A 22,812-nucleotide genomic window follows, 5' to 3' on the forward strand; every position below is an offset into this window, starting at 1 on the left:
ATGCGCATCTTTGCTTTTTCGACGCTGCTGATCGCCATGGCACTGGGCGGTTGCTCCCTCGCGCCGACTTACCAGCGTCCTGTGGCGCCGGTAGCCGACGGCTGGGCGCAAGAGGCCGCCAGACCGGGCAGTCCGATCAATGAACTGGCGTGGCAGACGTTTATCGTCGATCCCGATTTGCGCCGTCTGATTACCATGGCCCTGGACAACAACCGTTCGTTGCGTCAGACGCTGCTGGACATCGAACAGGCCCGGGCGCAATACCGCATCCAGCGGGCCGACCGGGTGCCGGGGGTGAACGCGAGTGCGTCGGGCAATCGCCAGCGCCTGCCGGCGGATCTGTCCAGCGATGGCCGATCAGGGGTGTCCAGCACCTATCAGGTTGGCCTGGCGCTGCCTGAGTACGAACTCGACCTGTTCGGCCGGGTGAAGAGCCTCAGCGACGCGGCGTTGCAGGAGTACCTCGCCACCGAGGAAGCCGCCCGTTCGGCGCAGATCGCCTTGATCGCCGAAGTCAGTCAGGCCTACCTGACCCATGATGGCGCCCAGCGCCGACTGGAGTTGACGCAACAGACCCTGATCAGCCGCGAATACTCGTTCGCCCTGATCAGCCAGCGCCGCGCGACCGGTACGGCCAGTGCGCTGGACTATCAAGAGGCGCTGGGACTGGTCGAGCAGTCTCGTGCCGAACAGGAAAGCAACCTGCGCCAGAAGCAGCAGGCGCTCAATGCGTTGGTGTTGTTGCTGGGAACGAAGGACGCCGCGAAGTCGATCCCGCAAACCGTGCAGAAGCAACCGATGCTGGTTCAGGACATTGCGCCCGATACCACCTCGACGCTGATTGAGCGGCGTCCGGACATTCTTGCCGCCGAGCATCGCTTGCAGGCACGCAATGCCGACATCGGCGCAGCGCGCGCAGCGTTCTTTCCGCGCATCAGCCTGACGGGCAGCTTCGGCACTTCCAGTGCGCAGATGTCGGGGTTGTTCGACGGCGGTTCGCGTTCCTGGGCCTTTGTGCCGACGCTGTCGTTGCCGTTGTTTGACGCCGGGCGCAACAGCGCAGGCCTGAGCCTTGCTGAAGCCCGCAAGGACTCGGCCGTAGCCGCTTATGAAGGGACGATTCAAACCGCGTTTCGCGAAGTGGCCGATGCATTGGCGGCCACCGACACGTTACGCCGGGAAGAAGCGGCGCGACGTGCCTTGGCCGACACCAGTAGCGAAACGCTGAAGCTGGCCAAGGCCCGTTACGAGGGCGGTATCGACAGCCACCTGCGTTACCTCGACGCCCAGCGCACGCGCTTCGTCAACGAGTCGGCATTCATTGAGGTCAGCACGCAGCGGCAGTTGGCCCTGGTCGATCTGTTCCGTTCGTTGGGCGGCGGCTGGTCAGCCGAACGGCAGGTGCGATAGCAACGGGTTGGCGCATCCAGCCTGATTTCAGCCCCGTGGATCATTTGATCGCGGGGCTTTTTTTCGCCTGGATTTTACTGAGGACGGGCGGGACTGGCGGCGCCGTGCAGGAACATTTGCTCCAGCACATTGGCCGAATTGGCGCTGGCGGCACGTCCACGGCGTTCGGCATCGACCATGCCGAAAATCAGGGTCAGGAACAGTTCGCTGAACACCGCCGCCGTGATATCTATGCGAAACACGCCGAGCTGCTGACCACGCAGAAAGAATGCATCCAGCGCATCCACATAGGATTGCCAGCGATCGCCTTCGCCATTTGTCGGCAGGGTATCGGGGCGATACTGGAAGAGCAGGAACACCAGCATTTCACGGTGCGCCAGGTGCTCGTTGATCAGGCTGCGTAGCGCCGCCACGGGTTCACCGTGCAACAGATCGGTGGTGGCAATGATCTGGTTGAGCACCGTTTCGCCATGGCCCTCCATCATCTGCACCAGGTTGTCGCGGGTGCCGCAGAAGCGGTGCAGGGTGGCCTTGCTGACGCCGGCGGACTCGGCCAGTTCCTTGAGCGTCGCCCGTGGGCGATCAACGATGGCCAGGGCCAGCGCCTTGATGAGTCGTTCGTCTTGGGCAGTCAGGGACATCAATAGGTCTCGGCTCGAATTTCTATGGGACGCATTGTGCCGCAAAAGCTTGCGAGAACAATGAAAACGGCGAATCCGTATTGATTTTTACAGCCGTGAACACAGCACTTCGCAATCTGCACGGCTTCAATGAGCGTCGGCGGACGGTTGTCTGGGCGGCTGAACCTTGTGCATCAGCGGCACCAGCAAGGTGGCGACCACAAAGCACGACATGATCATCAGGAACGCGTCGGCATAGGTGAGTGTCTGCGCTTCCCGCCAAGTCAGAGCCCACAGTTGATGCAGCGCGGTCTGGCTGCCTTCGAGGCTGTTCTGGCCGAGCAATTGGGCATTCAGGGTCAGTTGGTCGAGCCAGGCATTCATGGTTTCGTTGCGGGTATTGAGGTGTTCGGCCAGCCTCAGGAAATGCAGGTTGGTGCGATCGTTGAGCACCGTGGCGCACGCAGCAATGCCAATGGCGCCACCCAGATTGCGCATCAGGTTGAACAGTCCCGAGGCAAGCTTGAGCCGGTCAGGGGCCAGAGATCCGAGGGTGAGGGTGACAACGGGCGGCACCGCCAGTTGTTGAGCGAAGCCGCGAATTGCCTGCGGCAACAGCAGCTCCTTGGCACCCCAGTCGTGGGTGATCGGCGAGAAGTCCCACATCGACACGGCAAAGAGGGCCAGGCCCAGCATCAGAATCCAGCGCAGATCGATGCGGTTGGCCAGCAGCGCGTACACCGGGATCGCCAGCAACTGAAAGACGCCGGTGGAAAATACCGCCAGGCCGATGTCCAGTGATCCATATCCGCGAACACGTCCCAGGAACAGCGGCGTCAGGTAAATGGTGGCGAAAATGCCGATCCCGGTGATAAACGAGAACAGGCAACCGAGGGCGAAATTGCGATCACGCAAGGCGCGCAGGTCGACAATCGGTTCGGAAATCTCCAGGCAGCGCCAGATGAACAAGGCACCGCTGATGCCCGCGATCCAGGCAGTGGTGGCGATGGTGCTGTCGCTGAACCAGTTCCAGCGCGGGCCTTCTTCGAGGGTGTATTCCAGGCAACCGAGAAACACCGCCATCAGGATCATGCCGATGTAGTCGGCGCCCTTGAGCAAGGCCAGGTTGGGGCGGTCGACTTTCACCAGCATCGGCACGGCCAACGTCACGAACAGGCCCGGCACCAGGTTGATATAGAACAGCCAGTGCCAGGATGAAATATCGGTGATCCAGCCACCGACCGCCGGGCCGAGGGTCGGGGCCAGCGAGGCAATGGCGCCGATGGTCGAGGCCGCGATCACCCGCTGTTTGCCGGTGAAGTACATGAATGCCGTGGTGAACACCAGCGGGATCATTGAGCCGCCCAGGAAACCCTGCAGGGCGCGGAAAGCAATCATGCTCTGGATGTTCCAGGCCAGCGCGCACAACAGGCTGGTCAAGGTGAAACCGGCTGCCGACGCCGCGAACAGCCAGCGCGTGCTCATCACTCGGGAGAGCCAGCCGGAGAGCGGAATCACGATGATCTCCGCGATCAGGTAAGCGGTCTGCACCCAGGCGGTGTCGTCCGCACCGGCCGACAGACCACCGCCGATGTCCTTGAGCGACGCGGAGACGATCTGGATGTCGATCAGGGCGATGAACATGCCCACGCACATGGTCGCGAAGGCGGCGACTTTTTGCGCCGTGGTCAGTGTCGGCAGTGGGCTGTTCATGGCTGGCCTGCCAGCGCCACTTCGTTGCGCGACGACGCATCATGAGTGTCTACCCGGACCACCACGGACAATCCCGGACGCAGCGCACCCAGTTGGGCATCGGCGGCGTCCAGACGTACCCGGACCGGCACGCGCTGCACGATCTTGGTGAAGTTGCCAGTGGCGTTTTCCGGCGGCAATATGCTGAACTGCGCGCCAGTGGCCGGTGCCAGGCTTTCAACGTGACCGTGAAATTCACGACCGGGCAAAATGTCGGCACGGATGCTGACGCTTTGGCCTTCCTGCATATGCGCCAGTTGGTCTTCCTTGAAGTTGGCGTCGATCCACAGTCCTTTCGCCGGGACCACCGAAATCAGTTGGCTACCCGCTGCGGCATAGCTGCCGACCCGCACGCGACGGTTTCCGACATACGCATCGACAGGGGCGCGCAACTCGGTGTAGCCGACGTTCAGCAGCGCCTGTTCGCGTTCGGCTTGCGCCTGCTGCAAGGCCGCGCGGGCCTGGCCGCGCTGGCTTTCGATCACTGCCAGTTGCCGGCGGGCCGCCAACAGCCCGGCTTCTGCACGAGCGCGATCGGCCCGGGCGGTTTTCCAGGTGGCGTCGACCCGCTGGGCACTTTCGACCGAGACGGCCTGGCTGCGGACCAGATTTTGATAGCGCGCGTGGTCATCCCCGGCGCGTTTGGCTTCCGCGTCCGACGCATCGATCTGCGCCTTGGCCTGATCGATCACCGCTTGTTGCAATTGCTCGGTCGCATCGAGGTTGATCAGGCTGGCCTGTTGCGCCGCGACGGCGCCATCGGCCTTGGCCAGTGCCGCGCGATAGTCGCGCACATCGATCCGGGCGAGCAGATCGCCGGCTTTGACAAACTGGTTGTCCTGCACCACCACTTCACTGATGTAGCCCGGCACCTTGGCACTGATGACCGTGACATCGGCGCCGACATAGGCATCGTCGGTGTCTTCGATGAAGCGATTGACCGACCACCAGTGGCCGCCGTAACCGACGGCACCGATGATGGCGAGGGCCAACAGCCCGAGTTTCAAGGCTTTTTTGGAGCGGGCGGGGCGAGCGGCCTGTACGACTTCGGGGCTGACTTGAGTGTTCATGGCGATGACCTTTGCGGGACGTTAATGGGGGAAGTGGCTGATCAAGGCATCAGCCTCGCGATAGGCCTGACCGGCGCGCACACGCCATTTGGCCAATTCGTCGGCGTCCTGCGACACATGCACCCGGTGGCCCTCGTGGGTGATGGGCTTGCCGGTGTTGGCGTCCATCAACACCAGATCCACAGGTTTGCCAGTGGCTTCGTCGGCCAGGAAAACCTTGTCCGAGCCGCTGGTGTGGCGGGCGCCCCAGGCCATCAGCGTGAGGATGACCGGGCGTAGATCCCGGCCTGCTTCGGTGAGGAGGTACTCGTAACGGGGCGGGTTGTCCTGATAAGGACGGCGTTCGAGCAGACCGGCGGCGGTCAGCGCGCCGAGGCGGCGGGTCAGGGTGTTCGACGCGATACCCAGGCTGTTGAGGAATTCGTCGAAACGGCGCAGACCGTAGAAGGCATCACGCAGGATCAACAGGCTCCAGCCGTCACCAATGTGCTCAAGGGTATGGGCGACCGGACAAGGCATAGATTGAAAGCTGGCTCTTTTCATCGGGCTTCTCCACAGTAAGTGGTGAAATATTATGCAAATAATATTACATAGATAATTTCATCATGGAAGTGACTTTTCTAAAGCGTCGATGCCGGTCATCGGTTCGTGCTCGAACCCAATTTCGGAGGGGGAGGGAAACTCGATGGAGTAACGAGCAAGCAAAAAAAAGCCCCGCAGCCAAATGGCGCGGGGCAACAAATCACCGACGATGCGGGGAGGGGCCGTATCAGCGATCCACCGATTCGCCGTGCGGTTGACGCAAGTAGTGCTTCTCAATGGTATGGCGCGTCGAGGAAATGATTTCCTTGCGGGTCTGCTCCTTCGCCACGACGCGGGACAACATCAAGGCACCCACACATTGAGCGAGAATGGCCCAGGCAGCCTCCGGATCGTCGACACGTCTGGCCCAGGCCTGCTGAATGTGTTTCAACCCTTTCTCGACCGTCTGGCGCACTTCGGGTTCGGCGCGTGCGATCTCTGCGCCCAATGCGGGAAGCACGCACCCCTCATCGGGATGAAGCGAGTGAAAGGTACTCAGGTAGGTGCGCAAGCATTGCTCCAACTGCTCCCCTGACTGGTTTTGATCGCCAGCCAGCATTTCGGTGCTGTTTCGGATCTCGTCTTCAATCACCGCCTGGAACAGTGCCTGCTTGGAGGGGAAGTGGCTGTAGAAAGCACCGCCCGTCATGCCGATGGCGGACATCAACGCGTCAACGCCGGTCGTGCCGAAACCGCCTTTCTTGGTGATGGCTCGTGCGGTTTCAAGCAGTCTGGATCGTGTCTCTTCCTTGTGCGTTTTGGAGTAGCGCATGGGTGGATCTCAGCGATGGATTGACATGCGGCGGAGCTTAGCATGTCGCTCGTTTAGTAAACGATCACTCAGACTCTTCAGTCAGTGCGAAATGAGCCCGTGATCGATCGCGTATTTGACCAGCGCCGCCGGTTTGTCGATGTTGAGTTTGCGGCGAATGCTCAGGCGATGGGTTTCCACGGTGCGCACGCTGATGTCCAGTTCCCGCGCCATTTCCTTGTTGTTCAACCCTTGCGCCATCTTCGACAGCACCTGGCGTTCCCGAGGCGTCAGCTCGCTGTCGCTGTTCTTGTCGGCAATCAGCCTTTGCGCGATTTCGGCGCTGTAGAACGTACCGCCGCTGGTGATGGCTTCGATGGCCGCAAGGATTTCTCGCGACGGCGCATTCTTCAGCACATAGCCGCTTGCACCTGAGCGCAGGGACTCACTCACGTATTCATGATTGTCGTACATGCTCAGGACCAGCACTTTGAGCGACGGGTACTGGCTGCGCAGCACACGGGTCAGCACCAGGCCATTCATGTCGCGCAGGCTGATGTCCACCAGCAGCAGGTCCGGTTGGCAGCGTCCGACCATTTCGATCGCCTCGGCGCCACTTTCGGCTTCGCCCACCACTTCCAGAGGCGGCATGACCGCCAGCAGGGCCTTGATGCCGTCGCGGACCAGAGAGTGGTCGTCAACCAAGGCGACGCGGATAGGAGAGGGCAGGTTCATTGCGGTATTCACTCTTATTGTTTTGGGAGGCGTCAGGATTTGTCGACGGAAGGGTTCATGGGCAGCAGCACGTCCAGCTCACTGCGCCCCGGCGTCGAAATCAGATCGAAGCGACCGCCAAAGTGCTCAACCCGCTCGCGCATGTTGCGCAGCCCGATTCCGGCATGGCGCCGTTGGACCTGAGCGACGTTGAAACCCACACCATCATCGACCACGGTCAGGCGAATGTTGTCGTCCGTGCCGTGCAGGGTAATGGAAACGTTTTTTGCCTGTGCATGGCGTTCGATGTTGGTCAGACACTCCTGCACGATGCGGAACAATGACACCGCTGCGCCATCGACCAGATGACAATCGAATTCGTTGTCGTTGTAGGTCACCGCAAGGCCGCTGCGCTGCTCGAATTCCGCCGCCAGCTGGCCGATGGCCGCCGACAGACCCAGGGTGTCGAGCAACGAAGAACGCAAGTCGTGAGACAGGCTGCGCACTTCTCCAATCGCTTCGCCAAGCCGCTCGGTGGCATTTCTCAAAATCGTCAGGCCATTGTCCTGTCCCTTCTCCAGCACATGGCTGGCCAGTTCGAACTGAAACTTGATCGAGACCAGTACCTGGCTGATGCCGTCGTGCAACTCGCGGGAGACCCGTGAACGTTCCTCCTCTTGCAGACTGACGATGCGCTGCGTCAGACGCTGCAGTTTCTTGTCCGCCAGACGGTGCTCGCTGACGTTGAGGGTAATCCCGGTGGCGAACACGAACAGTACGGCAACGAGGGCGACAACGCCTATCGCCATCATGGTTTTGCGAATGCCCATGGCCACTTCGGTACGCGCTTGCTGAGTGGCGCGCTCGACGTCTTCAATGTAGATGCCGGTGCCCAGCATCCAGCCCCAGCGGTCGAGCATGACCACATAGGCGAGCTTGTCGGTGACCTGGCCGGAGGAGGGCTTGTTCCAGGCGTAGCGTTGAAAGCCTTCGCCGGATTGAGCGCTCTTGAGCAACGCCTGAATCACCGGTAAACCGTGTGGGTCCTTCATGTCCCACAGGTATTGGCCCACCAGTTCCGACTGGCGCGCGTGCATCAGGCTGCGACCTTCATGGTCGTAGACGAAAAAGTAACCGTTGATGCCGAAGCTGAGCTTGCGCAGTTCTTCCAGCACTTGTTGCTGCGCATGGGCATCGCCGCGCCCATCGTCATACAGCGGCGCAATCAGGCTCTGCGCCATTTCCACGTAGTTTTTCAGCTCCGCACGCTTGCTCGCCAGAATGCTGTCTTCAATCAGTTGCGCCTGCTGATCGCCCAACTGGCGGTTGAGGGAAATCACCAACCCACAGATCACCGCAATCGCCAGTACGAGCGGCAGAATTCCAAGGGCGACGATTTTGTGTTTGAGCTGCATGGGGGCTCCTGTCCGGGGCGACGGCTCGGCATCATATGTCAAAAGATACGCCCGGCCTTAAACATTGGCGGACGGAATGACTGACGGCTCGAAACGATCCGTTGAAGCGTAAAACCGGCACCCGCGTGGCATCTACGTAGAACTACGTAGGTGGCGCGTACGTAGTAACGCGGATTTCTTTGATGACAGGATGCGCAGATATTGGGCCAGCTCCGCATCGCGGACACAATTATAAAAATTACCGCCGCAGCCCCTGGTTGTCGGCAGGAGACAAGCTATGCCCCGTCTGGCTAAACACCTCGCCTGGTTTGCCGTGGCTGTCCTTGGAGCGATTGCGCTGAGTGTCGTGGCCCTGCGCCGCGGCGAAGCGATCAACGCCCTCTGGATCGTAGTCGCAGCAGTCGCTATCTACCTCGTTGCCTACCGCTACTACAGCCTGTTCATCGCCAATAAAGTGATGCAGCTGGACCCCAATCGAGCCACGCCCGCCGTACTCAACAACGACGGTCTGGACTACGTTCCAACCAACAAACACGTTCTTTTCGGTCACCATTTCGCGGCCATCGCTGGCGCGGGTCCGCTGGTCGGTCCGGTTCTGGCGGCGCAGATGGGTTATCTGCCCGGCACACTCTGGCTGATCGCCGGCGTGGTGCTGGCGGGCGCGGTTCAGGACTTCATGGTTCTGTTCATGTCGACCCGGCGCAACGGCCGCTCCCTTGGCGACATGGTGCGCGAAGAAATGGGCCGCATCCCTGGCACCATCGCGCTGTTCGGTTGCTTCCTGATCATGATCATCATCCTCGCGGTGTTGGCGCTGATCGTGGTCAAGGCGCTGGCCGAGAGCCCGTGGGGCATTTTCACGGTGATGGCGACCATCCCGATCGCGATGTTCATGGGTATCTACATGCGCTACATCCGCCCGGGGCGCATCGGCGAAATCTCCATCATTGGTGTGCTGTTGCTGCTGGGTTCGATCTGGCTGGGCGGGCAAGTCGCCGCCGATCCGGTGTGGGCCAAGGTGTTTACCTTTACCGGTATCCAGATCACCTGGATGCTGATCGGTTATGGTTTCGTTGCGGCGGTACTGCCGGTGTGGCTGATTCTGGCCCCGCGTGACTACCTCTCGACCTTCATGAAAATCGGCACCATCGTCGCCTTGGCAATCGGCATTCTGGTGACCATGCCCGAGCTGAAAATGCCGGCGCTGACCCAGTTCGTCGACGGCTCTGGCCCGGTGTGGAAGGGTGGTCTGTTCCCGTTCCTGTTCATCACCATTGCCTGCGGCGCGGTGTCCGGTTTCCACGCGCTGATTGCTTCCGGCACTACGCCGAAGTTGCTGGCGAGTGAAGGGCACGCCCGTTACATCGGTTACGGCGGCATGCTGATGGAATCGTTCGTGGCAATCATGGCCATGGTCGCCGCTTCGGTGATCGATCCAGGTGTGTATTTCGCCATGAACAGCCCGGCCGCCGTGGTCGGCGCCGACGCCGTTGCCGTTGCGCAGACCGTCAGCAGCTGGGGCTTTGCAATTACCCCGGAAGCCCTGCAAGCCGTGGCTCACGACATCGGCGAAACCACCATCCTGGCCCGTGCCGGCGGTGCGCCGACCCTGGCGGTCGGTATCGCGCAGATCCTGCACCACGTACTGCCGGGTGAGAACACCATGGCGTTCTGGTACCACTTCGCAATCCTGTTCGAAGCGCTGTTCATCCTCACCGCTGTCGACGCCGGTACTCGTGCCGGGCGTTTCATGCTGCAGGATCTGCTCGGCTCTTTCGTACCAGCGTTGCGCCGTACCGAATCCTGGACCGCCAACCTGATCGCGACCGCTGGCTGCGTGGCGATGTGGGGTTATCTGTTGTATCAAGGTGTGATCGATCCACTGGGCGGCATCAATACCCTGTGGCCGCTGTTCGGTATCTCCAACCAGATGCTGGCCGGTATCGCGCTGATGCTCGGCACCGTCGTGCTGATCAAAATGAAACGCGAGCGTTACGTGTGGGTCACCTTGCTGCCGGCGGCCTGGCTGCTGATCTGCACCACCACCGCAGGCTTCATCAAGCTGTTTGACGCCAACCCGGCAATCGGCTTCCTGGCCCTGGCCAAGAAGTACAGCGATGCCCTGGCCAATAATCAGGTGCTGGCACCGGCCAAAAGTATCGATCAGATGCAACACGTGATCTTCAACGCCTACACCAACGCAACACTGACTGCGCTGTTCCTGTTCGTGGTGTTCAGCATTCTGTTCTTTGCACTCAAGGTCGGTGTCGCGGCCTGGGGCAAAAAAGAGCGGACGGACAAAGAAGCGCCATACCAGGCCGTACCGGATGCCTGATCATGTTCAACGACCTCAATCGGCTCGGCAAATACCTCGGTCAGGCCGCGCGCCTGATGGTGGGGATGCCTGACTACGATAACTATGTCGAACACATGCAAAGCAAACACCCGGACAAGCCGTTGATGGACTACGAGGCGTTCTTCCGGGAGCGCCAGGAGGCCCGATACGGTAGCAAGGCCGGGCCTAAGTGCTGTTGATCTGTTAAGCGGGTAGTGACATGAGTCACTCCCGCTTTTTTGTGGTTGTAGAACCGAATCCCCGCAAGTCGAGCGCTCAGAGCGCAGCCTTCACCTGCAATCCCACCACCAGTGCATTGTCGATGTCCTGCCCGGAAAACGCGCCCGGTTCGATGATGTATTGCACATTCGGACGCAGCGTCAGCCAGGGGGTGGCTTGATAGCCGTAACCGAGTTCGATCAATTGTTCTGCACTGTCCAGGTTCGGGAACGCAGCGCCATTGGCCAGCGCGGCGTCCTGTTGTACATCGCGACTGCGCGGGTTGGGCACGGCGCGGCCATAACCTAAAGCGACAGTGTCACGCGGGCGGCCTTCGAACGGTTTGTACAAAACCACGCCGGTGCCGTACCACTTACTGAACGGCGAAGCTGCTTCGCTCGCGGCCGAATACTGGCCGAACGCATGCAGGCTGCGGCCCTCGGACGTCGGCGAACGCCAGACCGCCTGATCGATCAGCAGATAATGACCGCCGCGCCCGGATACTTCCTTATCGCTGCCGATGCGTTTTACCTCGGAGCTGTCGTAGTAATAACCGAGCTTGTATTCGCCGGGCAGGCTGCCGGCGTGCTTGTACACCAGTTCGATCGGCACCACGGTGCCGGTGGTGTGTTTCGGTCCCAGGTGCCAGGCACGGCTGGAATTACCATTGCTTTCAGGATCGACGTTGAAGGCGGCCACACGCAGTTGCCAGGCGGAGGACAGGTCGTATTTGACTCGCACACCGAGGCGGGCATTGGGGTAGTTGGTCCAGCCGCTGCCGCCGGACATGTTCAACGGGTGACCGCAGAACCCGGCGTTCATGAAGTTGCAGAGAATGCCGCTGTCCAGGCCGCCGAGGTCGTTGCCCATGGCCATGTAGCCGAGTTTGACGTTGAGCGCCGGGGTGTACAGCGTGCGCTCGTAGCTCAGTTCGGTCAGGCGGGTATAGAGGCCGCCGTAGTTTTCCTGGATCGGCAGACGGTTGCCGACCAGGTCTTCCGAGGCGCTGTTGCCGCGTCGGTCGTTGATGGTGAGCTGGATCTTGCCGGCGTTGTCCACGCCATACAGTTTGCTCAGGTCGAATTGCGCGCCGAGCTTGATGTTCTGCGAGTAACGCGCCGAGCGGTGCAGACCGCCGTCGGCGTTGTAGGCGGTCTCGCCGCTGTAGTCACCGGTGAATTTGATGCCGTCTTCGTCGAGCTGGTGGCGCAGTCCGCCCCAGTCGCCGGTCAGGGTATTGCGGGTGAACAGATTCGAATCGGTATCGGCGAAGGCGGGCAGGGTAGCGCTGCAAGTGAGACCGAACAGCACGCCGGTGAAAACGCCGGAATGAGTAAAGCGAACAGCCAATGACATGTAAAAACTTCCTGCTGAAATCTTGGGCATAGACAGAAAACGGCGCGGCACCCGAAGGTGCCGCGCACAAGTGCAATGAAGAAGGGCGGCGGTTTACGGCAAGGCGTAAGCCATCACGTAGTCGCCGCGATCGGTCGACTGACGGGCACCACCGGCAGTGATGACGACGTATTGCTTGCCGGTTTTCGGCGACACATAAGTCATCGGGCCACCCTGACTGCCCACCGGCAGACGCGCTTTCCAGACTTCTTCGCCATTGCCACTGTTGAAGGCGCGCAGGTAGAAGTCCTGAGTGCCGGCGATGAAGATCAAGCCACCCTGAGTCGACAGGGTGCCGCCGAGGGTCGGCAGACCGATTTTGATCGGCAGGTGCATGCGGATACCCAGCGGGCCGGTGTCTTCAACGGTGCCGACTGGAACTTGCCAGGCGACTTTTTGAGTCTTCATGTCGATGGCGGTCAGCGTGCCGAACGGTGGTGCCTGGCACGGAATGCCGGCAACCGACAGGAAGCGGTTCTTGTTCACCGCGTAAGGCGTGCCTTTCAGCGGCACGGCGCCCATGCCGGTGTTCAGTGCTTCGCCGCCGGAGGTGGCCTGGCCCTTGTTCTGCGACGCAATCATCTGAATCCACAGGCCCAGACGCATGTCGTTGACGAAGATGAAACCGTGTACCGGGTCGGTGGAGATGCTGCCCCAGTTCATGCCGCCCAGCGAACCCGGGAAACTCAGCGATTTGTCGGTGCCCGGTGCGGTGTACAGGCCGTCGTAGCGCATCGATTTGAAATCGATTCGGCACAGCAGTTGGTCATACGGCGTCGCACCCCACATGTCCGATTCGGTCAGGTGCTGGGCACCGATCTGCGGCATGCCGACCGATTTCGGCTGGGTGGGCGAGTAAGGTTCGTTAGGGATGTTGGAGGCCTTGACCGGCACTTCCTTAACGTCGGTCAACGGTTTGCCGGTGGCGCGATCGAGCACATAGATTTGCCCGGCCTTGGTGCCGATCACCAGCGCCGGTACGGTTTTACCGTCCTTGGTGAAGTCGATCAGGCTTGGCTGCATTGGCAGGTCGAAGTCCCAGAGGTCGTTGTGGACGGTCTGGTACACCCACTTTTCTGCGCCACTGGTGGCGTCCAGCGCCAGGATCGAGGCGCCGTAGGTGTGATCAAGCTTGCTGCGCTCGACACCATAAATGTCGGTGGACGAGCTGCCCATTGGCAGGAACACCGTGTTGGTCGCCGGATCATAGGACATCGGCGCCCAGCTGTTCGGCGTGCTGCGCACATAAGTGCTGCCGTCGGCCGGTGCGTTGCGATCCTGCGGGTTGCCCGGGTCGAACGCCCAGCGCATGGCGCCAGTGACGACGTCGAAACCACGAATCACGCCGCCGGGCATGTCGGTTTGCACGTTGTCGGCGACGCGACCGCCCACCACCACGGTGGTGCCCGCCATCAGTGGAGCGGACGACAACTGGTAGTAGCTGTCCGGGACATCGCCCAGACCGGCCTTCAGATCCACCTGGCCGTTGTGGCCGAAACCCTGGCAGAACTCGCCGGTGTCGGCGTCGACCGCGATCAGACGCGCATCAATGGTGTTGGTCAGCAAACGGCGTTGGCAATTGGCGGCCGGCGCGGGTTTGGCTTCGATGATGGTCGAGTTGCTCGGCTGAGCGATTGCCTTGGTGGCATCGAAGTAAGCCATGCCACGGCAACGCTGCCAGACTTTCGACTGGGCATTGATCGGGTTTTTCCAGAGTTCCTTGCCAGTGTCGGCATCCAGCGCAATCAGGTTGTTATGCGGGGTGCAGATGAATACCTTGTTGCCGATCTGTAGCGGGGTGAGCTGGTCTTCGGCACCATTGCCATCGCTCTCGGCGACGTCACCGGTGTGGTAGGTCCACGCCACCTGCAGCTTGTCGACGTTGCTGCGGTTGATCTGATCCAGCGCGGCAAAGCGGCTGCCGCCTTCGGTATTGCCGTAATGCGCCCAATCCTTCTGTGCCTTTTCCGGTTCGACCGGAGTGAGGGCAGGGCCGGTGCCAGTGGCGGCAACGGTCGGGTGGGCGACAAACATGTTGCCGGCAGCCACGGCGATCGCTACGGCCAGCACGGCGGCAACGGCATAAGCGCCACGACCCGGCACACCGCCGTTGGCACGCTTGAGCAATGGGTAGACCAGCGTCACCGCCAGGCCCACGACGCTGAACATGAACAGGCGCGAGAACACCGGCCAGAACACCAGCCCGGCGTCGCTCACCGCCCAGATCGCCGTACCCAGCAGAAATACGGCGAACAACCAGGCGCCGGCCGGCTTGCAGCGAGCGATCAGCAAACCGGAAATGGCCATGACCAGACCACCCACCAGGAAGTACCACGACCCTCCCAGACTGACCAATTTCACGCCGCCAGCGGCCAGTGCCAGGCCGAGGAGGGCGATGACCACGCCCAGCCCCACCAGAATGAATGTTGATATGCCCGAGAGGCGTTGACTCTGCTTCACGTTGAATGTCCCGTTGAAATGAGGCGGGCATTATATAGATAGGTAACTACCTAGTTAAATCACTAATTCAGCATGAAGCGTAGTTGGCTGCCCGAAGGCTTGCCAGAACGAGCACGGGCTTGCGTCTCGGGGATTCGCGGGGATTTCTGCAGCGTTTGAAAAAGTGGCTTTTTTGTCAGGAAGGGGAAGAGTTTTGACAGGTATGGATTTTGGCGGATGCAGGTTAGCCCTCCAAACTTCAAGGCGCGGAGGACACTTCCTGAGTGTTAACGACGCGCGAAATGCTGTTGCGGTGCCAGAAAGGCATCATGGAAATACGTACGGAACGCCTGCATCGCCGGACTGAACTCTCGCTCGCGATGCCACGCCAGGCCGACACTCATCGCGGTCACCTTGTCAGTGATCGTCAGCGTTTCGATGCGCTTGCCTTCCAGCGACCAGGGGCGGTGCACGAGGTCCGAAAGGATTGCCACGCCACTGCCATTGGCGACCATGCTGCGCACGGCTTCCACCGAGCTGGTCCGAACTCTGACGTTCGGCTGCTGGCGGGCGTTTTCCCAATACCGCATGGCGCTTTGTTCTGCCTCGTCAACGGTCAGCAGGATGAACGGTTCTTTCGCCACGTCGGCAAGACTGACCGCCGAACGCTCGCACAGCGGATGGTGGCTGGGCAGCCATAACCGGCGTTCAGAGTTGAAGAGTGTTTCTGAAACGATATCCGGGTGGGTGAGGTTGGCAGTGAGCACCACCGCCATGTCGAACCGACCTTCCAGCAAGCCTTGCTCGATTGCTTGCCGTTCCTGTTCGTGGACTTCGATGGCCACGTCGGGATGCCAATGCTCCAGTCGCTGCAAATGGTGCGGCAGGAAATAGCCTATCACCGTGTAGCTCGCGGCCAGGCGTAATACGCCACTGGCACGAATGTCCGGCAACGGGCTGTTCAGCGCGTCATCGACACTGCGCAAAATCACGTAGGCGCGGTTCAGGAAATGCCTCCCGGCATCCGTCAGGCTCATGCCTTGGGCCGAGCGCTGGAACAACAACGTGCCGAGTAATCCTTCCAGCTCCTTGATCGCGGTGGTCACCGCCGACTGGGAAATATTCAGGTGGATCGCCGCTTGGGAAATCTGCCCGATCTCGGCCGTGGCAACGAAGTAGCGAATTTGGCGCAGCGTCAGGGACATGAAGACTCCGGGCGAATAGGTATCTGATTTTCAGAAGATAGCCTATCTGATAATAGATCTTCCCAAGGGGGTGGCAGAAATCTAACGTGGCCTGCATGCAGTCACAAGCGCCAGGAGCCAGCGTCATGCAAGCAGTAGATTTCAATTCGGACATGGGTGAAGGCTTCGGCCCATGGACCATTGGTGATGGTGTCGACAACGAGCTGATGGGGTTTATCAGTTCCGCCAATGTCGCCACCGGTTTTCATGCCGGCGACCCCGGCACCATGCGCCGGACCGTCGAGCAGGCCAAGCGCCTGGGTGTGGCCATCGGCGCGCATCCGGGATTTCGGGACCTGGTCGGCTTTGGCCGCCGGCACATCAACGCTCCGGCCCAGGAACTGGTCGACGACATGCTCTATCAACTGGGCGCCTTGCGCGAGTTGGCCCGGGTGCAGGGTGTGTCCCTGCAACACATAAAACCCCACGGGGCCTTGTACATGCACCTGGCCCGGGACGAGGAGGCTGCCCGCCTGCTGGTGGAAAACCTGCAACGTCTGGAGCCTGAGTTGCTGTTGTATTGCATGCCTGATTCGGTGATCTGGCGAGTGGCGACAGAACTCGGCCAGCCGGTGATCCGCGAGTTCTATGCCGACCGCGAATACGACCTTAGCGGCTCCATCGTATTTACCCGCAACGTACGTGCCTACGATCCAGCCCAAGTCGCCGCACGGGTGCTTCGCGCTTGTCAGCAAGGCGTGGTGCGTACGGTCGAGGGTGAGGATCTGGCAATCGAATTCGATTCCATCTGTTTGCACAGCGACACGCCCGGCGCACTGAGTTTGGTTCAAGCCACACGTAAATCCCTCGACAACGCCGGGATCAAGGTGCGCGCACCGCGCTGACCTCTCGCGACATCACCTGGCACCCAGAGGCCAGGGTATGCACCACGATTCACTTTTTGCCTGCCTTTCTACAACTATTCCAAGAAGGAACAGACATGGCCGAACACACTGTAATCACCCCTTTGCCAGGGACCTTCTATCGCAAAGCCACCCCGGAATCGGCGAACTTCGTCGAGGTGGGCGCGCAGGTCAGCGCCGACACGGTGATTGGCCTGATCGAGGTCATGAAGCAGTTTTCCGAACTGACCGCCGGGACGGCCGGTCGCCTCAGTGCCTTTCTGGTAGAAGACGGAGATCCGGTGGAGCCGGGTCAAGTCATAGCAACACTCGACGACGAGTGAGGGCGTGATCATGACTCAAGGCATTCATAAATTACTGATCGCCAACCGTGGCGAGATTGCGGTGCGGATCATCCGTGCCGCCAGACAACTGGGCATTCCCACCGTCGCTGCCTGCAGTGAGGCGGACGTCGATTCCCTCGCCGCACGCATGGCCGATGAGGTGCATATCCTCGGCCCGGCCCGCGCCGATAAAAGCTATCTGAACGTCGAGGCATTGCTCGCTGCCCTGAAAGCCACGGGCGCCAATGCGGTTCACCCCGGTTACGGTTTTCTTTCGGAAAACGCTGATTTCGCCGAAGCGGTTGCTGCCGCCGGAGCCATTTTTGTTGGCCCCAGTGCCGAGACAATCCGGCGCATGGGCGATAAAGCCGAGGCGCGTCGCACCGCGCAAGCGGCGGGGGTGCCTGTAGTACCGGGATCGGCGGGAGAACTGTTCGACGTTGAGGCGGCGCTCAAGGCTGCCGAAACCGTGGGCTTCCCACTGTTGATCAAAGCCTCGGCCGGCGGTGGCGGACGCGGTATTCGTCTGGCGGAGAATGCCCAACAGCTGAGCGAAGAATTTCCCCGCTCTCAGCGCGAGGCGCAGGCGGCGTTCGGCAATGGCGCGGTGTACCTGGAACGGTTTATCGGCCAGGCCCGGCATATTGAAGTGCAGGTGTTGGGCGATGGCCGCAATGCGGTGCACCTGTTTGAGCGCGAATGCTCCTTGCAGCGCCGGCGGCAGAAAATCTTTGAAGAAGCACCGTCACCAGTCCTCAGCCAGCAGCAGCGGGAAAAACTCTGTGCCAGTGCCGTGCGCCTGACAGAATCGCTGGGCTACAAAGGCGCTGGTACCCTGGAGTACCTGTATGACGATGTCACCGGCGAGTTTTTCTTCATTGAGATGAACACGCGGATTCAAGTCGAACATCCGGTCAGCGAACTGATCACCGGCATCGATCTGGTCCAGGCAATGTTGCGCATTGCCGGTGGCGAACCGCTCGGTTTCAAGCAAAGTGACATTCAACTGAACGGTGCAGCCTTGCAAATGCGCCTGAACGCCGAAGATCCGCAGCGCGATTTCTTTCCCTGCCCGGGGCTGGTTGAGCAACTGATCTGGCCGCAGGGTGAAGGCATTCGCGTCGATACGCATCTGTATCAGAGCTACCGCGTGCCGCCTTACTATGATTCGCTGCTGGCCAAGGTGATCGTGCATGGCATTGATCGGACACAAGCGTTGGCTCGGGCACAGCTTGCCGTGAAGCAAACCACGCTCACCGGCATGGCCAGCACGCTGGCGCTGCACGGCGAGTTACTGGAGCAACCGTGGCTGCACAAAGCAGACTTTCACACCGGCACCCTGGAAATCTGGCTGGCCGCGCGCCGCAGCAGAGGTGAAGCATGAGCAAGCCGATCCGATACAGCTTTGGCGCCGATGAGCATTTGTTTGCCGAAGTCAGCGACAGCATGTCTCTGGACGCGTTCTTCAAGGGGCTTGCGGTCACCCGCGCAGTGGAGCGACTGGCGCTCGATGGCGTGCTCGATGTGTGCCTGGCCAATGCCTCGTTCCAGATCCGCTTCGATCCGGATCGTATCGCCCCGCAAACCTTGCTCGAAGCGGTGCAAGGCGCCGAGGCCGAAGCCGTCGCCGAGCGCACGTTGCAAACACGGATCATCGAGATTCCGGTGCTCTACAACGACCCCTGGACTCATGAAACTCTGATGCGCTTTCGCGATCGTCACCAAGACCCGAGTGCCACCGATCTTGAATACGCCGCACGGATCAATGGCCTGGCGGACGTCGATACCTTTATTGCGGCTCACAGTGGCGCCCCGTGGTTTGTGTCGATGGTCGGCTTCGTTGCCGGGCTGCCGTTCATGTTCCAGATGGTCGAGCGCGAACGCCAGTTGCAGGTGCCGAAGTACCTGCGGCCTCGCACGGACACACCGAAGTTGACCCTCGGCCATGGCGGTTGCTTTGGCTGCATTTACTCGGTGCGCGGTGCCGGTGGTTACCAGATGTTTGGCGTGACGCCGGCACCGATCTACGACCCGCAACAGAACCTCGCCTACCTGAAAGAGCACATGGTGTTTTTCCGTCCGGGCGACATCGTGCAGTTCAAGCCAATGGACCGGGCGGCCTATGACCGCGCCGTAGCTGACGTGGAGGCAGGGAGTTTTGACCTGCGGATTCGTCCGGTGGAGTTTTCCCTGGACGCCTTTCTGGCCGATCCGATCGGTTATCCCAAGTCGCTGCAGGAGGTGCTGGCATGATCAAGGTACTCAAACCCGGTCTGGCCACCTCGGTACAGGATCTTGGCCGCGAAGGCTATTACCACCTGGGTATTCCGCCGTCAGGCGCACTTGATCAATACGCGTTGAGCGCGGCCAATCAACTGGTCGGCAACCCGGCGGGTCTGGGCGCGCTGGAGTGTACGCTGCTCGGGCCGGAACTCGAGTTTCAGCAGGACGCCCTGGTGGCGGTTTGTGGTGCACACATGACACCACGGGTCGACGGCGTGGAGATGCACCACGACACGGCCTTCTCGGTAAAGGCCGGGCAAGTGTTGCGGTTCGATTTCCCCAAGGCGGGTGCCCGGGCCTATCTGGCTGTATCGGGGGGGATTGATGTGCCGCTGGTGCTCGGCAGTCGTTCGACCTACGCGCTCGGAGCACTTGGCGGTTTTCACGGCCGCCGACTGGTCGCGGGAGACGAATTGCCAATAGGCGTTGCCGGTGGCAACGGCCGTGTCGGGGCCAGCTTGCCTATGGCATTACGGCAGTCGCTGGGTGGCGAAATTACTTTGCGAGTGGTTCCAGGCCTGTATTACGAGCGCCTGAGCGAATCGGCGTCAAAGAGTTTCTTCGCCGAGCCGTGGACGGTTGGCTCGGAAGCGGATCGCATCGGTTATCGCTTCAAGGGCGGCAGCGCGCTGAGCTTTCAACCGCGTGAACAGCCGTTCGGTGCCGGTTCCGATCCCTCGAATATTGTCGACAGTTGCTACCCGATCGGTTCAATTCAGGTGCCGGCCGGGCTTGAACCGATCGTCCTGCACCGTGACGCGGTGTCCGGAGGCGGTTACGCGATGATCGGCACGGTGATCAGCGCCGACCTCGATCTGATCGGCCAGATGCAGCCCAACCAGAAAGCCCGTTTTGTTGCGGTGACTCTGGAGGAGGCGCTGCAAGCGCGCCGTTCCTATAAGAAAAAACTCAGCTGCCTGAGCATGCTGTTCCCTTCCTGATTCTGCCCGCCGCATCGCGCGGGCCATGCCAAACGGTAAGCCAACGCCGCACTTCGGTGCGGTGACGGCTGCCCGCGCTTCAACCTTTGACTGGTTCTGGAGTTCACGCATATGGCTGCTTTATCGCAATCGAGTCAGACCGGGCAGGACCCGGCCCATCATCCTGTTTCAACCGAAGCCCGTATGGGCCGCCTTTCGCTGACCATGGCCTGGTGGGCGGTGTGCAGCGCAATGTTCTACATCGTGGTCGGCGCTTCACTGGCCTTGTCCTTCGGCGCGCGCAATGCACTGATCGGCATGGTGCTGTCAGTGATCAGCTATGGATTGGTCAACAGCGTGCTCAGCCGATTCGCCATCCGCAGCGGCTTGTCGGTGGCGTTGTTCTCAAAATTGTTGTTCGGCAGCACGGGAGCGTGTCTGGCAACGTTGATCTTCTTTTCTACCGCGATCTACTACGCGGTGTTTGAAGGTTCGGTGATCGCCGTAGCGCTCAATCACCTGTACCCGGAACTGGTCTATCCGCTGGCGGCGCTGGTGGTGGTTTTGTACAGCGTGCCGATGATCCTGGGGAGCGTGCAACACTGGCTGGACAAGCTCAACGGCGTATTGCTTCCGGTGTATCTGGGCGGTTTGCTGGTGGCGGTGGGGCTGTCGATCAACCGTTATGGCTACCAACCGCAGTGGCTGGATTTCGGCCCCCAAATGCCCAGCCCGTACGGTTGGTGGCACTGTTTTGTCGCCTACATGGGCGTATGGATTTTGATGCTCTTCACCTTCGACTACGCCCGTTTCGGCAAAACTGAAGACGCCGGGTATCACGGTCGCTGGAACTTCGGCATGCCGTTCTACGCGGTGACGTTTTTGCTCAATGGCGCGGCGGGGATCTATCTGGTCAGCAGCATTCCCCACGAAGGTGCGCTGAACGAAGTGTCGGTGGTAATGGCGATCCTGCAGTTGATGGGTTTGTGGGGGCTGGTATTCGTCTGGGCGACGCAGACCCGCATCAACACGGCCAATTACTACCTGGCGACGTTGAACATGCAGGCGTTCTTCGGCCGATTTGGCGTACGGGGTTCGTACCTGGCGTGGGCATTGGTGGTGGGGGTGGTCGTGTACGGCCTGATGCTGGCGGACGTGTTCGCCTACTTGCTCAAGGCTCTGGCCTATCAAGGGATTTTTGTGGTGGCCTGGGTCGGTGTGGCGTTGGCGCAGACTGTCTACGGACGCAACGATGCGGCGGCACTTGAACGTGTGGAGGCGTTCAACCCTGTCGGTTTGACGGCGTGGATCAGCGCTACAGCGCTGGGACTGGCGTTGATGTTTGCAGGCGATGGGCTGAGCAGTTTTTCAGCGCCTGCAACGGTGATACTTGCCTTTGCCTTGCAGTCGGGTTTATCCCGGAAAGTCCGGTTACCGTTGACTGAGTGAGGACTTCAGGCAGGGAATTCGAACAGGGCAAGCAGTCTCTGTGTGTAGAGGTCGATGGCACGCGTGCCTTTCGTCGCCATGCTTGAACGCAACGCACGACAACGGCTCTACGGATCTCGTTGGCAACTGTTGTGTTCAAGCCATGACGGGAGAGGGGATTTGCATCAACGCCTGCAACGACCAAAGCACCGGACTGCGTTTTTTGCCGATACCACAGCACTGATCCTGTTTTTCACCACCACCGGGATTATCAATGAACGCTTCATTGCCGGCATGGATTGGAATCAGGTTCTGTACGCACGTCTACTGGGCGCGGCGTTGATGATCCCCGTCGCCAGGCCTTATGGTGTCTGGCGCGATTGGGTGATGACACGGGCCAATCAGAGCAGGGTGTCCAGAGTGTTTTGGGACAGCATTGCGCTGGTCAGCTTTCAGGTGCCCATCTATGCAGCGATCATTGCTTTCAGTGGTGCATCGGGCGGTGACCTGGTACGCGGTACTCTTGGGGCGGCTTTGATGATGCTGTTTTTGGGGCGACCTTATGGTGCGTTTCTGAACGGAGTGAGAAAGTTGTTCGGGTTGCCTCCGGGCGGTGACAAGCCAATGTCGTTGAATAGCTGAATGAACGTTATCGGCGAAAGAATATTGGGATAATCAAAGCCGGTAACTGTTAGGGGATCTAATTGATCCCCGCTTCATAATCGTTCAATTGGGACAATCGCCCCGTCTGAGGATTGCGAACTCGCAGATACACTGGAGCGCACGCCTCACTCACAGCCTATTTCATGGCCCGATCTGCGACAGCGCAGTCATCTGCTACTCCGGCATTCCATGATATGCAGGGAAGTCTGCACGTTCGAGGTGATTGTCGCGTATGGTAGCCCCTGGATCAGACTTTGTACGCTTGTGCAGCATTGCGTCCGAAAACTCAAGCAACCTGATTTTGCGGACGACGCTGCATGCTCAACAAAGCACTCAACCCACTTCACACCTTGACTATTCTCACTGTTAGCTTCGGCGGAGAGTCA

General features: G+C 60.3%; 20 protein-coding genes. 10 read left to right on the forward strand and 10 right to left on the reverse strand.

The genetic code is table 11. The features are described 5' to 3' along the window. Positions 1-1,410: an efflux transporter outer membrane subunit gene (locus tag KVQ74_RS05240; protein WP_217829924.1), complete on the forward strand. Its 1,410-nt coding sequence runs from the start codon at positions 1-3 to the stop codon at positions 1,408-1,410. Between the two features lie 74 nt (positions 1,411-1,484). On the opposite strand, the gene KVQ74_RS05245 is transcribed toward KVQ74_RS05240, so the two are convergent. From KVQ74_RS05245 to KVQ74_RS05275, 7 genes are all read right to left on the reverse strand, one after another. Next, a complete protein-coding gene (locus tag KVQ74_RS05245) occupies positions 1,485-2,051 on the reverse strand; it encodes a TetR/AcrR family transcriptional regulator (RefSeq protein WP_217829925.1) in 567 nt (188 codons plus the stop codon). 126 nt (positions 2,052-2,177) lie between these two features. Next, the gene (locus KVQ74_RS05250) at positions 2,178-3,743 is read right to left on the reverse strand and encodes a DHA2 family efflux MFS transporter permease subunit (protein ID WP_217829926.1); all 1,566 of its coding nucleotides are present in this window, start codon (positions 3,741-3,743) and stop codon (positions 2,178-2,180) included. After that, positions 3,740-4,852, reverse strand: coding sequence for an HlyD family secretion protein (locus KVQ74_RS05255; protein ID WP_217829927.1), 1,113 nt, complete (start codon positions 4,850-4,852; stop codon positions 3,740-3,742). The genes KVQ74_RS05250 and KVQ74_RS05255 overlap by 4 nt, the downstream gene beginning before the upstream one ends. A gap of 21 nt (positions 4,853-4,873) precedes the next feature. Further along, positions 4,874-5,371, reverse strand: coding sequence for a winged helix-turn-helix transcriptional regulator (locus KVQ74_RS05260; RefSeq protein ID WP_225929864.1), 498 nt, complete (start codon positions 5,369-5,371; stop codon positions 4,874-4,876). A 250-nt stretch (positions 5,372-5,621) separates the two neighbouring features. Next, a complete protein-coding gene (locus KVQ74_RS05265) occupies positions 5,622-6,206 on the reverse strand; it encodes a TetR/AcrR family transcriptional regulator (protein ID WP_217829929.1) in 585 nt (194 codons plus the stop codon). Between the two features lie 81 nt (positions 6,207-6,287). Then, complete coding sequence (locus KVQ74_RS05270) at positions 6,288-6,920, reverse strand: response regulator (protein WP_217829930.1); 633 nt, start codon at positions 6,918-6,920, stop codon at positions 6,288-6,290. Between the two features lie 32 nt (positions 6,921-6,952). Next, positions 6,953-8,314: a cache domain-containing protein gene (locus tag KVQ74_RS05275; RefSeq protein ID WP_217829931.1), complete on the reverse strand. Its 1,362-nt coding sequence runs from the start codon at positions 8,312-8,314 to the stop codon at positions 6,953-6,955. A 277-nt stretch (positions 8,315-8,591) separates the two neighbouring features. Here KVQ74_RS05275 and KVQ74_RS05280 point away from each other — a divergent pair, with 277 nt between their 5' ends. After that, complete coding sequence (locus tag KVQ74_RS05280; RefSeq protein ID WP_217829932.1) at positions 8,592-10,649, forward strand: carbon starvation CstA family protein; 2,058 nt, start codon at positions 8,592-8,594, stop codon at positions 10,647-10,649. Positions 10,650-10,651: 2 nt separating this feature from the next. Beyond that, positions 10,652-10,849, forward strand: coding sequence for a YbdD/YjiX family protein (locus KVQ74_RS05285; protein ID WP_217829933.1), 198 nt, complete (start codon positions 10,652-10,654; stop codon positions 10,847-10,849). Positions 10,850-10,925: 76 nt separating this feature from the next. On the opposite strand, the gene KVQ74_RS05290 is transcribed toward KVQ74_RS05285, so the two are convergent. The 3 genes from KVQ74_RS05290 to KVQ74_RS05300 form a co-directional block, all read right to left on the reverse strand. Continuing rightward, on the reverse strand, positions 10,926-12,224 hold the full coding sequence (locus KVQ74_RS05290; RefSeq protein WP_217829934.1) for a carbohydrate porin: 1,299 nt from the start codon (positions 12,222-12,224) through the stop codon (positions 10,926-10,928). A gap of 93 nt (positions 12,225-12,317) precedes the next feature. Continuing rightward, positions 12,318-14,723, reverse strand: coding sequence for a glucose/quinate/shikimate family membrane-bound PQQ-dependent dehydrogenase (locus tag KVQ74_RS05295; protein ID WP_217829935.1), 2,406 nt, complete (start codon positions 14,721-14,723; stop codon positions 12,318-12,320). Positions 14,724-14,989: 266 nt separating this feature from the next. Continuing rightward, positions 14,990-15,907: a LysR family transcriptional regulator gene (locus KVQ74_RS05300; protein ID WP_217829936.1), complete on the reverse strand. Its 918-nt coding sequence runs from the start codon at positions 15,905-15,907 to the stop codon at positions 14,990-14,992. Between the two features lie 125 nt (positions 15,908-16,032). Here KVQ74_RS05300 and KVQ74_RS05305 point away from each other — a divergent pair, with 125 nt between their 5' ends. The 7 genes from KVQ74_RS05305 (at position 16,033) to alaE (ending at position 22,405) form a co-directional block, all read left to right on the forward strand. Beyond that, the gene (locus tag KVQ74_RS05305; protein ID WP_217829937.1) at positions 16,033-16,791 is read left to right on the forward strand and encodes a 5-oxoprolinase subunit PxpA; all 759 of its coding nucleotides are present in this window, start codon (positions 16,033-16,035) and stop codon (positions 16,789-16,791) included. 95 nt (positions 16,792-16,886) lie between these two features. After that, positions 16,887-17,132 (forward strand): acetyl-CoA carboxylase, encoded by a 246-nt coding sequence (locus KVQ74_RS05310; protein WP_217829938.1) that lies wholly within the window; start codon positions 16,887-16,889, stop codon positions 17,130-17,132. 10 nt (positions 17,133-17,142) lie between these two features. Then, on the forward strand, positions 17,143-18,516 hold the full coding sequence (locus KVQ74_RS05315; protein ID WP_217829996.1) for an acetyl-CoA carboxylase biotin carboxylase subunit: 1,374 nt from the start codon (positions 17,143-17,145) through the stop codon (positions 18,514-18,516). Then, on the forward strand, positions 18,513-19,385 hold the full coding sequence (locus KVQ74_RS05320; RefSeq protein ID WP_217829939.1) for a 5-oxoprolinase subunit B family protein: 873 nt from the start codon (positions 18,513-18,515) through the stop codon (positions 19,383-19,385). Before KVQ74_RS05315 ends, KVQ74_RS05320 begins: the two co-directional genes overlap by 4 nt. Further along, positions 19,382-20,356, forward strand: a complete 975-nt coding sequence (locus KVQ74_RS05325) for a 5-oxoprolinase subunit C family protein (protein ID WP_217829940.1) — start codon at positions 19,382-19,384, stop codon at positions 20,354-20,356. Before KVQ74_RS05320 ends, KVQ74_RS05325 begins: the two co-directional genes overlap by 4 nt. 111 nt (positions 20,357-20,467) lie before the next feature. Continuing rightward, complete coding sequence (locus KVQ74_RS05330; RefSeq protein WP_217829941.1) at positions 20,468-21,784, forward strand: purine-cytosine permease family protein; 1,317 nt, start codon at positions 20,468-20,470, stop codon at positions 21,782-21,784. A 159-nt stretch (positions 21,785-21,943) separates the two neighbouring features. Then, the gene (gene alaE / locus KVQ74_RS05335) at positions 21,944-22,405 is read left to right on the forward strand and encodes an L-alanine exporter AlaE (RefSeq protein ID WP_217829942.1); all 462 of its coding nucleotides are present in this window, start codon (positions 21,944-21,946) and stop codon (positions 22,403-22,405) included. The last annotated feature ends 407 nt before the right edge of the window (positions 22,406-22,812 follow it).

Origin of the sequence: Pseudomonas botevensis, from assembly GCF_019145475.1 — a bacterium.
Classification (GTDB): domain Bacteria; phylum Pseudomonadota; class Gammaproteobacteria; order Pseudomonadales; family Pseudomonadaceae; genus Aquipseudomonas; species Aquipseudomonas botevensis.

What these genes read in the sequence shown, in the direction of transcription:
- KVQ74_RS05240 (WP_217829924.1), top strand. Translation starts at nt 1, where the DNA reads ATGCGCATCTTTGCTTTTTCGACGCTGCTGATCGCCATGGCACTGGGC.
- KVQ74_RS05245 (WP_217829925.1), bottom strand. Translation starts at nt 2,051, where the DNA reads ATGTCCCTGACTGCCCAAGACGAACGACTCATCAAGGCGCTGGCCCTG.
- KVQ74_RS05250 (WP_217829926.1), bottom strand. Translation starts at nt 3,743, where the DNA reads ATGAACAGCCCACTGCCGACACTGACCACGGCGCAAAAAGTCGCCGCC.
- KVQ74_RS05255 (WP_217829927.1), bottom strand. Translation starts at nt 4,852, where the DNA reads ATGAACACTCAAGTCAGCCCCGAAGTCGTACAGGCCGCTCGCCCCGCC.
- KVQ74_RS05260 (WP_225929864.1), bottom strand. Translation starts at nt 5,371, where the DNA reads ATGCCTTGTCCGGTCGCCCATACCCTTGAGCACATTGGTGACGGCTGG.
- KVQ74_RS05265 (WP_217829929.1), bottom strand. Translation starts at nt 6,206, where the DNA reads ATGCGCTACTCCAAAACGCACAAGGAAGAGACACGATCCAGACTGCTT.
- KVQ74_RS05270 (WP_217829930.1), bottom strand. Translation starts at nt 6,920, where the DNA reads ATGAACCTGCCCTCTCCTATCCGCGTCGCCTTGGTTGACGACCACTCT.
- KVQ74_RS05275 (WP_217829931.1), bottom strand. Translation starts at nt 8,314, where the DNA reads ATGCAGCTCAAACACAAAATCGTCGCCCTTGGAATTCTGCCGCTCGTA.
- KVQ74_RS05280 (WP_217829932.1), top strand. Translation starts at nt 8,592, where the DNA reads ATGCCCCGTCTGGCTAAACACCTCGCCTGGTTTGCCGTGGCTGTCCTT.
- KVQ74_RS05285 (WP_217829933.1), top strand. Translation starts at nt 10,652, where the DNA reads ATGTTCAACGACCTCAATCGGCTCGGCAAATACCTCGGTCAGGCCGCG.
- KVQ74_RS05290 (WP_217829934.1), bottom strand. Translation starts at nt 12,224, where the DNA reads ATGTCATTGGCTGTTCGCTTTACTCATTCCGGCGTTTTCACCGGCGTG.
- KVQ74_RS05300 (WP_217829936.1), bottom strand. Translation starts at nt 15,907, where the DNA reads ATGTCCCTGACGCTGCGCCAAATTCGCTACTTCGTTGCCACGGCCGAG.
- KVQ74_RS05305 (WP_217829937.1), top strand. Translation starts at nt 16,033, where the DNA reads ATGCAAGCAGTAGATTTCAATTCGGACATGGGTGAAGGCTTCGGCCCA.
- KVQ74_RS05310 (WP_217829938.1), top strand. Translation starts at nt 16,887, where the DNA reads ATGGCCGAACACACTGTAATCACCCCTTTGCCAGGGACCTTCTATCGC.
- KVQ74_RS05315 (WP_217829996.1), top strand. Translation starts at nt 17,143, where the DNA reads ATGACTCAAGGCATTCATAAATTACTGATCGCCAACCGTGGCGAGATT.
- KVQ74_RS05320 (WP_217829939.1), top strand. Translation starts at nt 18,513, where the DNA reads ATGAGCAAGCCGATCCGATACAGCTTTGGCGCCGATGAGCATTTGTTT.
- KVQ74_RS05325 (WP_217829940.1), top strand. Translation starts at nt 19,382, where the DNA reads ATGATCAAGGTACTCAAACCCGGTCTGGCCACCTCGGTACAGGATCTT.
- KVQ74_RS05330 (WP_217829941.1), top strand. Translation starts at nt 20,468, where the DNA reads ATGGCTGCTTTATCGCAATCGAGTCAGACCGGGCAGGACCCGGCCCAT.